The sequence below is a fragment of the Dyadobacter subterraneus genome (assembly GCF_015221875.1).
Lineage (GTDB): Bacteria > Bacteroidota > Bacteroidia > Cytophagales > Spirosomataceae > Dyadobacter > Dyadobacter subterraneus.
The window spans coordinates 3,208,196-3,222,041 of sequence record NZ_JACYGY010000001.1; the positions used below are offsets into that span (position 1 = coordinate 3,208,196).

General features: G+C 38.7%; 11 protein-coding genes. 7 read left to right on the forward strand and 4 right to left on the reverse strand.

Features of this window, described 5'->3' with window-relative positions; genetic code table 11:
* Nucleotides 1–36: 36 nt before the first annotated feature.
* The 3 genes from IEE83_RS13165 to IEE83_RS13175 form a co-directional block, all read right to left on the reverse strand.
* Nucleotides 37–1,146 carry a D-TA family PLP-dependent enzyme gene (locus IEE83_RS13165; protein WP_194121018.1) on the reverse strand — a complete coding sequence of 370 codons (1,110 nt, stop codon included), beginning with the start codon at nucleotides 1,144–1,146 and terminating at the stop codon, nucleotides 37–39.
* A 108-nt stretch (nucleotides 1,147–1,254) separates the two neighbouring features.
* On the reverse strand, nucleotides 1,255–1,725 hold the full coding sequence (locus IEE83_RS13170; protein ID WP_194121019.1) for a RidA family protein: 471 nt from the start codon (nucleotides 1,723–1,725) through the stop codon (nucleotides 1,255–1,257).
* Nucleotides 1,726–1,795: 70 nt separating this feature from the next.
* Nucleotides 1,796–3,100, reverse strand: coding sequence for a gluconate:H+ symporter (locus IEE83_RS13175; RefSeq protein ID WP_194121020.1), 1,305 nt, complete (start codon nucleotides 3,098–3,100; stop codon nucleotides 1,796–1,798).
* Nucleotides 3,101–3,504: 404 nt separating this feature from the next.
* On the opposite strand from IEE83_RS13175, the gene gyrA reads away from it, so the two are divergent.
* Nucleotides 3,505–6,147 carry a DNA gyrase subunit A gene (gene gyrA, locus IEE83_RS13180; protein WP_194121021.1) on the forward strand — a complete coding sequence of 881 codons (2,643 nt, stop codon included), beginning with the start codon at nucleotides 3,505–3,507 and terminating at the stop codon, nucleotides 6,145–6,147.
* Between the two features lie 70 nt (nucleotides 6,148–6,217).
* On the forward strand, nucleotides 6,218–7,651 hold the full coding sequence (locus IEE83_RS13185; protein ID WP_194121022.1) for a tetratricopeptide repeat protein: 1,434 nt from the start codon (nucleotides 6,218–6,220) through the stop codon (nucleotides 7,649–7,651).
* 428 nt (nucleotides 7,652–8,079) lie between these two features.
* Here the strand turns inward: IEE83_RS13185 and IEE83_RS13190 are convergent, their stop codons facing one another.
* Nucleotides 8,080–8,370, reverse strand: a complete 291-nt coding sequence (locus IEE83_RS13190; RefSeq protein ID WP_194121023.1) for a hypothetical protein — start codon at nucleotides 8,368–8,370, stop codon at nucleotides 8,080–8,082.
* Nucleotides 8,371–8,588: 218 nt separating this feature from the next.
* Between IEE83_RS13190 and IEE83_RS13195 the strand changes: the two genes are divergently transcribed.
* The 5 genes from IEE83_RS13195 to IEE83_RS13215 all read left to right on the forward strand — a co-directional run bounded on the left by IEE83_RS13195 (nucleotide 8,589) and on the right by IEE83_RS13215 (nucleotide 13,844).
* Nucleotides 8,589–9,275 (forward strand): response regulator transcription factor, encoded by a 687-nt coding sequence (locus tag IEE83_RS13195; protein ID WP_194123399.1) that lies wholly within the window; start codon nucleotides 8,589–8,591, stop codon nucleotides 9,273–9,275.
* Between the two features lie 16 nt (nucleotides 9,276–9,291).
* On the forward strand, nucleotides 9,292–10,035 hold the full coding sequence (locus IEE83_RS13200) for a carbon-nitrogen hydrolase family protein (protein WP_194121024.1): 744 nt from the start codon (nucleotides 9,292–9,294) through the stop codon (nucleotides 10,033–10,035).
* Nucleotides 10,032–11,399: a HAMP domain-containing sensor histidine kinase gene (locus IEE83_RS13205; protein WP_194121025.1), complete on the forward strand. Its 1,368-nt coding sequence runs from the start codon at nucleotides 10,032–10,034 to the stop codon at nucleotides 11,397–11,399. The genes IEE83_RS13200 and IEE83_RS13205 overlap by 4 nt, the downstream gene beginning before the upstream one ends.
* 170 nt (nucleotides 11,400–11,569) lie before the next feature.
* Complete coding sequence (locus IEE83_RS13210) at nucleotides 11,570–12,829, forward strand: TolC family protein (protein WP_194121026.1); 1,260 nt, start codon at nucleotides 11,570–11,572, stop codon at nucleotides 12,827–12,829.
* Between the two features lie 4 nt (nucleotides 12,830–12,833).
* Entirely contained in the window at nucleotides 12,834–13,844 is a 1,011-nt protein-coding gene (locus IEE83_RS13215) for an efflux RND transporter periplasmic adaptor subunit (RefSeq protein ID WP_194121027.1), read from the forward strand.
* Nucleotides 13,845–13,846: the final 2 nt, after the last annotated feature.

Consider the following 13,846-nt stretch of genomic DNA (forward strand, 5'->3'; position numbering starts at 1 on the left):
AGAATGATGGCTCACTCATAGTTTAGGATGAATTTTTTAAATAGTTATGCGGCGATTTCTGGCTACGATTTTCCATTCGTCAATGACATCACCATTTTCTATGATGGATGCGTAATCATGCAAAGCAACGGAAGGACAAATGTGATAGGGGAGCGCATAGTAAACATCGCCGATCTGGATATTTTCCCAGGCATCTTCTCCGATTTCTAAAACGCCGTGTTCTTCACTTTGTCCCGTAACAGTATATCCGTTAAGGTTTAATAATCTGAAACGTTTGTCGATAGGATTTTCAGCTGCAACCGCTTTATGTCCCAAGTCAATGGTGACAATACCAACGGAAGGTTTTGAAACAACTCTTGTCAAAATTAACGCAGCATGCAAAAATGGCTGATCATCAAACTGATCACCATAACCCCAATCCCACAAAACATTGGTACCCGGACTTAAAAAAACTTCCGGACGAAGCGTGTGCACTGTGAAAGACGGCGAACCACCCGCGATGATCACCGGCTCTTTTTCAGTAGCTTCCCGGATTAAATCAAATAATGGATATACCCTTTCAAACGCTTCATCACTTGCCGCTTTCCGCTCCGAAAACTCTGCGTTTCTGATATGTCCATCGTAAACATGAACACCTGAAACTTCAATATTTGGTAACGTATTTAAAAAACGATATAGAGAAAGGATTGTCCCGTCGGTCGTATGGCCTGAACGGTTCATTCCATTATTTACATCAATAAATATTGTAGAAATAAAATCCTGTGTTTCAGAAAAATCATTTAGAACCTGAGCAGATTGTTCGTTGTCAATCAGTGAAGAAAATGTGACATCTGCATACTTCTTTCTCAAAGCAAATAATCTGGAAATGTTCGGACCCACCATTTGATAAGCCAGTAAAATCCACTTAGCGCCGGAATCTGCCAGCATCTCAGCTTCGGCAATCGTAGCACATTTGAATTTTGAGATTCCTGCATTCAACTGCAATTTTACAATTTCAGAAGTTTTATGCGTTTTGACATGTGGTACAAGCCTGTTGGCATCTCCGGCAATGTGCACCATACTTCGGATATTGTTTTCAATTCTGTCTTTATAAAAAAGAAGAGAGGGAGAAATTACTTCTTCCGGTTTGTTGAGTAGATACCACATTTTGGATAGATATTTTGTTTAAGAAAGAGGCGATTGCTGATCAGAAAAGGCCGTAGTCTGAATTCAGAATAACACGATGCGTTTTTTCAATCAGCAATCGCAGATATTCTAATTTTCTTCCAGTTCAAACATTGCTTCAATTTCAACAGGAATATTATCAGGCAAGGTACCCATTCCTACGGCACTTCTGACACCAATGCCGTTTTCTTCGCCCCAAACTTTTGCAAATAACTCGCTACAACCGTTGATTACGTAAGGATGACGTTCGAAATCTGTTGTTGCATTGACCATTCCCAAAACCTTGATAACACGTTTTATTCGGTTAAGACTTCCAAGATTTGTTTTCAATGTTGACAAAATAGCAAGTCCAACCTGGCGCGCAGCCAGTTTGCCTTCTTCAACATCAAGATCAGCACCGACTCGGCCAATGATCAGGCTGCCATCGTCCTGTATAGTTCCGTGTCCCGAAACATAAACCCAACGATTGTCAACGATCAGATATGGTTTGTAAACACCCAATGGTTTAGGAGCCGGCGGTAAATTAAGTCCCAGTGCTTCGAAATTGGATTCAGGAGTCATGCAATAAAAAGATAAGGTTGATAATTAAGTATTGTTTTTGAAAAGATGCAAAAGTGTCCTTTGTTTACTCTTACACAAACAAATTTAATACTAAAACCCCCAACAACCCCATTACTGACACAATTGTTTCCATAACCGACCAGGTCAGCAGTGTATCTTTTATACTTAAATTGAAGTATTCTTTGAAAAGCCAGAAGCCCCCATCGTTCAAATGTGAGAACATTAAACTTCCGGAGCCTATGGACAGCACGATCAGTTCCGGAGGAACGGGCGAGTGAATCAGCAGAGGAGAAAGTATGCCGACCGTAGTCAATCCTGCAACCGTTGCTGATCCAACGCAGACGCGAATTACCGCGGCAATTCCCCAGCTTAAAATAATTGGAGAAATATCAATACCTACCAAACCTTCGGCAATGTAGGTACTCACACCGCTGGCTGTCATGATTTCTTTAAAAACTCCCGCACCGGCAATAATCAAAAGAATTACAGAAACACCTTTAAAAGCTTCTTCCATCGATTTACTGATACCTTTCATGTTCAAGCCGCGCTGTATACCAAGCGTATAAGCGGCGAAAAGTACAGAAAGTAACATGCCGAAATAAGGTTCTGCAAGTAATGCAATCGCTTGGTTATCAGGATAAACTCTTTTTATCCCTGACATAGTTGTTAACAAAAATACCGGAAGTAAAGCCGTGACAATACTAATTCCCAAACCCGGTAATTCCGAAGTCGGCCTTGGTTTTACATTGAATAAATCAGCGTCAGGTTTTGGTGTAAATCTTTTTAGCGTACTTCCGAAAATTGGACCAGCAACGGCTATGGCCGGGATCGAAACCATTAAACCATAAAATAATGTTTTTCCAAGATCCGCATTAAGCTGGCTGGCAATGGCGGCCGGAGATGGGTGAGGTGGTAAGTAACCATGAGCGACAGATAATGCCGAAAGCATTGGAATTCCTACATATAATAAAGGAAGTCTGGCCGTGGCACTGATCATGAAAATAAGTGGGACCACAATTACAAAACCGGCATTATAAAAAAGAGGAATTCCGATTACAAATCCTGCAAGCGCCATTCCCCACTGAATATATTTTTGTCCAAAAACGCCAATCAATGCATCTGTTATCCTTTGGGCTGCACCGCTATCGGCTACCAGTTTTCCAAGCATCGCTCCAAACCCTACAATCAGTACGAGATCTCCCAGCGTGCCTCCAACTCCCTTTTGAATTGCCTTACTTACCGTCACAACGTCAAGTCCGCTTGCAAGTCCCAAACCAATTGATACCAGAAGAAAGGATATGAATGTATCAATTTTGAGCCAGGCAATGAGCAGAATCAGAAATAAAATGGAAAGAAATGTCAGTAATAAAGGCATAAAAAGGAATTTAGGGAAATGAGGTTTTTCAATAATAAGGATGCATACTAATAAATTTAACGATTGAACCGCACTTACTTTCCAATTAATTATCACAAAACCCCAAAACAAACTCGATTCTTACCCTAAAAAGAGCCTGAAAGGCTCATTATCTCAGCCCAGGCGGCATGCATGGGTGTGCGATACCAGGCCGAAATCACGGAATTCATGAATATTATCGATCCTAAATTCCCCAGGATCACAGCGATAGAAAACGAATACAGAATATGCCTTCAGAAGTTTGTTAGAATGCCTAAAAATAGCGAAATTTGTCTTTTTGGAAGTTACGATATTGTAATAATCCAGTGAGTATTTGTATAAAATCAATCTCTCATTTTAAATTTTTGATTCTTTTCTAATTCTTTATGGCAGAATCTTCAGGTGAAAACATTATCCCCATTAATATTGAGGATGAAATGCGAGGAGCATACATCGATTACTCGATGTCAGTTATTATTTCCCGCGCTTTACCCGACGTTCGCGATGGTTTGAAACCGGTGCATAGACGTGTGTTGTATGGTATGTCTGATTTGGGTGTTGGTTATAACAAATCCCACAAAAAATCAGCTCGTATAGTAGGGGAGGTTTTAGGTAAGTATCACCCGCATGGTGACGCTTCGGTTTACAATACAATGGTGCGTATGGCCCAACCGTGGTCGTTGCGGTATATGTTGGTTGACGGACAAGGAAACTTTGGTTCCGTTGATGGCGACTCTCCGGCAGCGATGCGTTATACAGAAGCAAGATTGAAACGTCTTGCTGACGAATTATTAAATGACTTAGGTAAAGATACAGTTGATTTTCAGCCAAACTTTGATGATTCTCTTGAAGAGCCAACGGTTCTTCCAGCGAAATTTCCAAACTTGCTTGTAAACGGATCTTCCGGTATTGCCGTAGGTATGGCGACAAACATGGCTCCGCACAATTTGTCGGAAGTTGTGGATGGCGTGCTTGCTTATATCGACAATAATGAAATTGAGATTTCTGAGTTGATGCAGCATATCAAGGCACCGGATTTCCCAACGGGTGGTATCATTTATGGATATCAGGGTGTGCGTGCTGCAATGGAAACGGGAAGAGGCCGGATCATTGTTCGTGCAAAAGCTTCTTTTGATGTTACCAAAACGGGTCGGGAACAGATTATCGTTACTGAAATTCCGTACATGACCAACAAGGCTACCATGATTGAAGGTATCGCCGGCTTGATCAATAATAAAAAACTGGATGGGATTTCTGATATCCGTGATGAATCGGATAGAGATGGGATGCGTATCGTTTTCGATTTGAAAAAAGATGCGATTCCAAATATCGTTTTAAATCACCTTTATAAATATACTCCGCTTCAATCTTCATTCAGCGTTAATAATGTGGCTCTTGTAAAAGGTCGCCCGGTGATGCTGAATCTGAAAGATCTGATTAAACATTTCGTAGAACACCGTATCATCGTCATCACACGCCGTACGGAATACGAATTGCGCGAAGCTGAAAAAAGAGCACATATTTTACAAGGTTTGATTATCGCGCTTGATAATCTTGATGCCGTAATTGCTTTGATCCGTAACGCACGTGATCCTGAGATTGCGAAGACAGGTTTGATGGAGAATTTCGCTTTAAGTGAAATCCAGGCCAAAGCAATTCTTGAACTTCGTCTGCAAAGATTGACAGGTCTTGAAAGAGACAAAATTGTGAAGGAATATGAAGAGATTATGCTGATCATCGCTGATTTGAAAGATATTCTTGCAAACGAATACCGTAAATACGATATCATCAAAACTGAGCTTGGTGATATTAAAGATCGCTACGGCGACGAGCGTCGTACAACAATTGAATTTGCTGCTGAGGAGTTCAGTGATGAAGATATGATTCCGGATGAGGAAATGCTTATTACCATTTCTCATGAAGGTTATATCAAGCGTACGCCGCTGGCTGAGTACCGAACACAAACAAGGGGTGGGGTAGGTTCTCGTGGTGTGAAAACCAAGGATACCGATTTTACCGAACATTTGTTCTCGGCAACGATGCTTAACTATCTGCTCATCTTTACCGAATATGGTAAATTGTTCTGGATGAAAGTGTATGAAGTGCCAGAGGGAAGTAAAACGTCAAAAGGGCGTCCGATCCAGAATTTGATCAGCCTTGAAAATGGTGATTCGATTCGTTCGGTTATTAATGTACGTACTTTGACGAATGAGGATTATATCAACAATAATTACCTCATTATGTGTACAGAGCAAGGTACGATAAAGAAAACTTTGCTTGAAGCATACTCTCGTCCACGTACGAATGGTATTATTGCAATCTCAATTAATGAGGGCGACCGTCTTTTGGATGTAGCATTAACAAATGGAGATAACGATATCGTTATTGCATCAAGTGCAGGACGTGCCGTTCGCTTCAATGAAAAAGGAGTGAGGCCAATGGGAAGAACTGCTGCTGGTGTTCGTGGTATCAACCTGAATGATCCTGCAAACAAAGTGATCGGAATGGTTTGTATTAACCGTGAAGATGCACAGTTGCTGGTAGTTTCTGAAAACGGATTTGGAAAGCGCTCATTGATAGATAGTTACCGCGTAACAAACAGAGGTGGGAAAGGAGTTTCAACCATGAATGCCACTGATAAAGTTGGTAAACTGGTTGCAATTCGAGAAGTTACCGAGCAGGACGATTTGATGATCATTACGCGTAATGGTATCGCCATTCGCATGAGTGTTCTTGATATTCGTCAGGCCGGACGTAATACGCAAGGTGTTAAATTGATCAGACTGAACAACTCAGACGAAATTACTTCGGTAACCAGAATCCTGAAAGATCCGGATGAAAAAGCAGCCGAAGAATTAGACGAAGATGGCAATGTAATCGTAAAAGAAATTGGTGAAGCAACTGATTCACTGATCATTAGAGGCGATGACGCTGAGGTTATTGAAGATGAAATTGTAGACAGTATCGAAGATGAAGATGTAGAGGAAGATGACACTGAAAACGACGATTCTGAGACGCCAGAGGCATGATTTTTGTAATATTTAGGTTAATTATTAATATTTGTATTTAGAAGTATCATTCACAACCAATCCGAGATCTATGAAAAAAATGTTTTTTGTTTCTGCACTTAGTCTGATCGGTTTCTCTGCGTTTGCGCAGACTGCCGTTGATAAGGCTGTTGTAGATCAACTCCGCAAAGACAAAGAAAAAAGTGATAAAGGGGTATCTGATCCTAAGGCAAGTGCAAAAGCATCATTCTGGATGGATCGCGCCACCACTTATTCTTCAATAGCCAGCCAAAGTTCGGAGTTGGATTCCAGTGCTGCAAAGACTGCTCTTGAAGCATATAAAAAAGCTGCGGAGATTGATCCGAAAAAAGCAAAGGATGCACAGAAATTCATTACTGGTGAAGATCCTTCATTGTTTAACGCTTTTGTAAGACAAGGTGCTGAGAAGTATCAGAATAAAAACCTTGCTGGTGCTTTGGAAATGTTCCAATTGGCACAAACTGTAAATACAAAGGATACACTTGCAAGTTTGTACGGTGGTATTGCAGCACAGCAAATTGATAAAAAAGAGGAGGCAAAAGTTCAGTTTGAGAAATATGTGGAAAACGGTGGTAAAGATCCAAGCGTATTCTACGGTTTGGCTCAGTTGTACCGTGGTGAAAACAATTTCGATAAAGCGGTTGCTACTTTGAATAAAGGTCTTGAACGCTCACCAGGTAATAAAGATCTTAAATCAGAAGTGGTTAATATTCTTTTAGCTTCTGGTAAAGAAGATCAGGCAATTGCGGAATTGACGGCATTGACTAAATCAGATCCAAATAATGTTCAGAACATTGTGAATCTTGCGATTCTTTATGATAACATGAACAGCAAACTTGGTACCAAGATTAAAGAACTTCAAGGTAAAGCAGGTTCTGGAGCAAACAAAACTGCTGACCTGACTAAGAAACTTGAAGCTGAAAAAGAGAAACTTGGCATTTATGACGGTGAAGTAAAAAGAGTAAGCGCTCTTCTTAAAAAGACTCCTGCGAAGCCAGATCTTAAACGTCAGCTAGCTGATCTTGCTACAAAGAAAAAAGAATCTACTGAGGCTATCGCTTCACTGGAAACTGAAATCAAAACAGCTCAGGAAGCTTCGAAAGGTACTGATACAGCTGGACTTGAAGGAGAAATCACCAAGTTGAAAGCCGAAAAGAAAAACGCTAACGACCAGGCAATTGCTTCTTACCAAAAAGTATTGACAATCGATGCAGCTAACTACGATGCTTTGTATAACCTTGGCGTTTTCTATTTCAACGAAGCAGTTCAATTGAAAAGCGAAGTTGACAATATGAACATGACTGAGTATCAGCAGCGTGGTAAAGAGGTTGAAGGTCGTGTTTGCGGTCGTTTCAAAAAAGCTAAACCATACTTCGAAAAAGCAATTCAGGTTAAAGACGAAGCTGAGGCAAAAGATAACTTAGCAACAGTTAATAACGTTCTTGAACAATTTGCAGGTAAAGGAGTAGCTTGTACAGAAGAATAAGAACTAGATACTAATAGATTAATAAGACACCTATAAATAGGTGTCTTATTTTTATGAGATATTCTATTTAACATAATATAAATTATAAAACAATTTGATATCAAATTTCAGACACTGAGAATTGAGTATAGCGTGCTGTGGGTCGATTGATTTTATTTGTTTAAACCTAAGGAGCTTTAATTTTGCAAAAATTTGAAGTAATAAACTGTAAATCAATTTATTATTATGATTTATGGAGAATTGTTTTTGTTGGATTTAAATTGAATTTTGATCCAAACAGTGATTTTGAAGTCAATTTTAATTATTTAGGTGGAAAATGTTTATAGACATCACCGCGAGATGCTATTATAATGAAATGCAATAAGTGAATTTGGCTGTTTTCAAACTTTAAACCAATTCGCCAGTCACCAACTCTTATTTGGCTAATATTATTTCCACCCCATTTCTCTTTTAAATTCCGAATAATTTATAGTTTCCTCTTTTTCTTTTTCTCTCAACAACTCCCCGAAATAATAATCTTCCAGCTCCTCATTTTCAATCAAAACAAGAATCTTCTCCATCTCATCGTCACTCCAATTACCTCTTTGTTTTTTAACAGAAAATAAAGTCGGCTGCATCCCTATCTTTTCAGCTAAAAATGAATTTTTATAACCAGACTTATTGATCAAATTACCCATGTTTTTTTTGAGCTCCTTGTAGTTTTGAATTACCTCTATCATATCGTTGTTTGTTTACATAACAAATTCCATAACCTAAATATACAAAAAATGTATATAAAATTATGTTTTTCATCAAGTCTGCATATACATTTTTGTGTAGTTTTAGTAACAAAAATGTATAGTTATTCTTTTCTTTTACTTATCCAGGTAAAAGCAAAAAGAGAATAATTTATTCTATCAAAATCATAGTATGTTTGCACAAGTTAGAAGCCTGGTTTATGAATATTTTGGTTATTGAAGATGAAGAAAGATTAGCAGTTCTGGTAAAACAGGGACTGGAAGAAAATGGTTATGCCACAACTTTGGCATATGACGGGCTAATTGGAAAACATCTTGCACTGAAAAACGATTACGACCTAATTATCATGGACATAGTCCTACCCTATATTAATGGAATTGATTTGTGTAAAGAAGTCCGGACAGTAAAACCAGATATTCCAATTTTGATGCTTACTGCTCTGGGCACAACCAATGATAAGGTTGAAGCTTTTGATGCAGGTGCAGATGATTACCTTGTTAAACCTTTCGATTTCAGAGAGTTACAGGTTCGAATCAGGGCGTTGACGAAACGTAGCGGTATCACAGCAAAACAACAGGATTACATTTTAAAATATGCAGATCTTGAACTGAATGATCAGACAAAAATAGTTAAGCGCTCTCAAATTGAAATTGTATTGACGCCAAAGGAGTTTAAGTTATTGGAATATATGATGCAGAATAGTGAACGGGTTTTGTCAAGAGCAGAAATTGCAGATAAAGTCTGGAATACACATTTTGATACGGGCACTAACTTCATCGATGTTTACATCAATTACCTCAGAAAGAAAATTGACAAAAACTTTGATCAAAAACTGATTCATACCAAATCCGGAATGGGTTTTATTTTGAGAAACGGAGAATTATAAATTTAATTACCTGGAAATGATTATCGCCGCAGCACAGACAATTCCGAAGGAGAATATTGAAAAGAATCTGGTTGATCATTACAGATTGATCAATTTGGCTGCGGAATACGGTGTAAATCTTATGCTATTTCCTGAGCTGTCAATCTCGGGATATGAACGTGAATTAGCTGAAAGTCTTGAATTTATTCCGAATGATCCAAGGCTGGATGAATTGAGAAATCTTTCTGCACAGAAAAATATTATTATCATAGCCGGAGCTCCTGTCCGTCTTGTATCTCAGTTATTTATTGGAGCATTTATTTTTCATCCTGATGGCCGGGAGAAAATTTATACCAAGCAATATCTTCATGATGGAGAGGAAATTTTCTTCACACCAGGAGAGAATGACAGTCTGCAAATAATCGTTGAAAATGAGGCATTTTCTGTTGCAATTTGTGCCGATATTACAAATCCTGCTCATGCTCTCAAAGCGGCTTCGCTGAATAGTACTATTTATCTAGCCAGTATTTTTTATACACCCAATGGCATTTCAGAAGGTTATAAAAATTTGCAGGGATACGCCACAGAGTTTTCAATGAATGTTCTGATGTCTAATTTTGGTGGACCGTCTTATGGATTTGAGTCTGCGGGAAAAAGTGGATTTTGGAATAATAAGGGAGATTTAATCGAAAGTTTTGAAGGCACCGGGGAAGGTTTGTTGCTCGTCCGTAAAACTGAAAAATCCTGGGAAGCTGAGATTGTAAAATCTTCTGACTTATGAAAATCCGCACGAAACTAAGCGTACTTTTTACAGTATTGACGGCCGCAATTTTGCTTGTATTCGCATCTTTGGTTTATTATTCTGCTTATCAAAACCGTGAAAATGAGTTTTTTAAAAGGCTTCATCAGGAAACGATAACGAAGGCAAATCTTTTTTTTGCCGCGAAAGTAGATGCACATACCTTGCAGACTATTTACAAAAACAATATGGAAACTATCAACGAAGTCCAGGTAGCTATTTTTGATACAAATTCAGATTTGCTCTATCACGATGCTGCCGATATTGATGCAGTAAAAGAAACAAGGCAAATGATGAAAACCATTATGAATCGGAAATACATCAGGTTTTATCAAGGTGACTGGCAGGCGGTAGGGCTTCTTTTTACATACGAAAATAAAAAATATATCATCACAGCATCTGCCTATGATAAATACGGTTATAGCAAACTCCGGTATTTACGTGAGACAATTTGGCTGATGTTTGTTTGTTCAATTTTGGTAATTTATGCAGCGGGAAGATTTTTTTCCAAAAGAGCATTAAAACCGGTAACCGAAATTGTGAACAAGGTCAGAAATATCACAGCATCCAATCTTGATTTACGCCTTGATAACGCAGAAGGTAAAGATGAACTGGCAGAACTGGCATCTACTTTTAACGGTGTTCTGGACCGGATTGAAAATTCTTTTGAGGCTCAAAAACAGTTTGTTTCAAACATATCCCACGAGGTCAGGACGCCGCTGGCAGTGCTTACGGCAGAGCTGGAATTGTCTACGTATAAAGAACGTAGTGTAGCTGAATATAAAAAAGTGATCAGTAACACCTTGATTGATGCAAGACGTTTATCCAAACTTTCTGATAGTCTCCTGGATTTTGCAAAGGCCAGTTATGATCCATCTGAAATTGGTTTTAAACAGGTTAGGATAGATGAAATATTACTCGATGCCAGACAGAAGGTGCAGAAGGAAAATCCCAAGTATCTGATTGATATTCATTATGAAAAAGAATTTGAAACCGACAGTGAGATATCGATAGTAGGGAATGAGTATTTATTGAATGTGGCATTTGCAAATTTGTTGGAGAACGGAGGGAAGTTTTCAAACAATCCGGAAACAACTGTTGAGATTAATTTTAAAGAAGAAAAAGTTATTTTAATGTTTTCTGATAATGGAATAGGAATTTCTAATGAAGATTTAGAATTAATTTTCACTCCTTTTTTTAGAGGAAATAATAAAAAATTTGCTGAGGGAAACGGTGTGGGCCTCTCCCTCACCCAGAAAATTATCGCCCTCCATAAAGGTACTATCTCCGTTTCTTCCGAAATTGGCAAAGGGACAATTTTTACGGTAGTACTCCCCCACTTGTAAAAATTCCAATTACAGTAAGCCAATTCTGGTGTTTCCTCTCTTCTACTCTATTTTTTGCTTGTAATTTTTGTCTCTAATGTTTTTCTAATTTTTTTCTATAAGTTCTCTAACGGTTGTTGTCATCAGGAAATTGCAATTTTGGTATCATATTAGCAATTAATAAGAAGGTAATGCAGTTCAGAGGAGTAATAATCACCGCCATCGTTATATTGTTTTGGATTTTTGAACCGGCTGCCGCCCAGACAAAATATAGTTTGCAACAAGCTTTGCAGGCAGCCAAAATAAATAATCCCAATCTGAAAAGGGAACAATTTAATGTAAATATTGCTCAGGCAGATATTGTTACAGCAAATTTACGTCCAAATCCCGTTCTGAATAATCAGTCTTTGCAGCTTATCAAGCAATCTAAATTTCCGGACAATACCAGCTGGGCCAATCATTTGAACCGCCAGGTTTGGTGGCAGGTGACCAAGCCTTTTCAGATGCCGGAATTGAGAAGAAACAAGATTGAGTATGCCAATCAGAACGTAATTCTGAATCAAAAAGCGTACACAGAAACGGAACGTAATTTATTCCAGGACGTCGCTAACAAATGGCTGGATGTCTGGTCGGCACGCAAACAGCTTGATATATTGAATATTGCAAAAAGTAATATTGATACTTTGGTCAATACGAATAGAGTTCGTCTGAAAAATCAGGTAATTACAACAACTGATCTTGCACGGACGGAGCTTTTAGCCAATCAGTACAATGTTCAGATGAGAACGGCTGATCAGAATTATAAAAATGAGCTTGTTAATCTGAAATTTCTAATGGGAATTGCTGATGAGATCAGCGTTGATACAACAGATAATTTCCTTTTTGCATTTCCGTCAAATATCGACGATCTTTTGCAGGACGCGTTACAATCAAGAAGTGATATCCAGACTTTGAAGTCGACAATTAATGTTGCCAATTCCAACATTAAATTGCAAAAATCACTTGCCCTACCCGTTCCGGAATTGGGCGCGATTTTTAACCCGCAAAATGGCGCACCTTATGCCGGTATTTATGGAACAATTGCAATTCCGTTATTTTCAAGAAATCAGGGTGAAATCAAAAAGTCGAACGTGTTGAAACAACAGGCAGAACAGGATCTGGTTGCGACACAATCCCTGATACAAAGTGAAATCACAACTGCTTTCAGCAGTTATCAAACACAAAAGCAAAATCTGCAAAATTTCACCAGCCTTCTTGGCCAGTCCCAGACGATTTTAAATAATGTGAAATACTCTTATTTACACGGAGGAACAACTATTATTGATTTTCTGGAAGCACAAAGAAGCTGGCTTGATACACAGCAACAATATTATGAAACCTTACAATTATACCGTCAGAGCTATATCAAACTCTTGTACGCATCTGGCATAATCAATCAAATCGCGCAATAATATCATGAAGAATTTTTTTAAATACGGCTGGCTTTTTGGTGTTCTGCTTATTGCCTGCGAGAAAAAGGAAAACAAATCAGCCCCTGTCGAAAACGTTGAGCCCAAGATATCTGAGAACGGCGCGAGAATAGAATTTCCAAAGGCAGAAAGCGTAAAGTTTTTTAAAACAGAAACCATTGGAAGCAGCTCGCTTACTGCGGATATTACTGCCCCGGCAACAGTTTCAGCCACTGTTGTAAAATCAAATGAAGGTGCGTCACAGAATATCGTTTTGTTCCAAAATCCTGAACTGGCGGGAAGTTACACCCAGTTGATTCAGCATTTGATTACTATAAACCAAATCCAAAACGTCAACATAAAACAAAGAAAAATTGAACTTGGAAGAGTTCAGGATTTGCAGGCACATGGCGCTGCAACCGGAAAGGATTTGCTTGATGCCCAGACTGCTATGGCAATGGAGGAGACAAATCTTAACAACGAAAGAGCTGCTCTGATAGAACATGAAACGAAGCTGAAAGAAGGTGGATTTCAGGCTGAATTGCTGCGTAAGGCAAAAGCGGGAACTGCGTATATCACCTGTGATATACCTGAAAACGATGTTAGCAAAATTAAGAGTGGTAGCCAGTGCATTTTGCAGTTCACAGCGTTCCCAAATGAGAAGTTTACAGGGAAAATTGACAACGTTGCAGATATGGTTGATCCGGCTACACGAATGATCAAATTGCGTGTTAGCCTTAATAATTCGGATAACAAATTGAAAGCCGGAATGTTTGGAACACTGATGTTTGGTGTGAGCGAAGGAAAAAATATCAGCGTGAGCAAGGATGCTATTATTACAATTCAAGGTAAGAATTATGTATTTGTAAAAGATGGTACTTCTACTTTCAAACGGAAGGAGGTAAATATTGGCGACCAGGTTGGTGACAGAATTATTGTTTTTTCAGGTTTGAATAATGATGATTCGATTGCAATTAAAGGTGTTATGCAGTTGAAAGGACTTTCTTTCGGTTATTAATT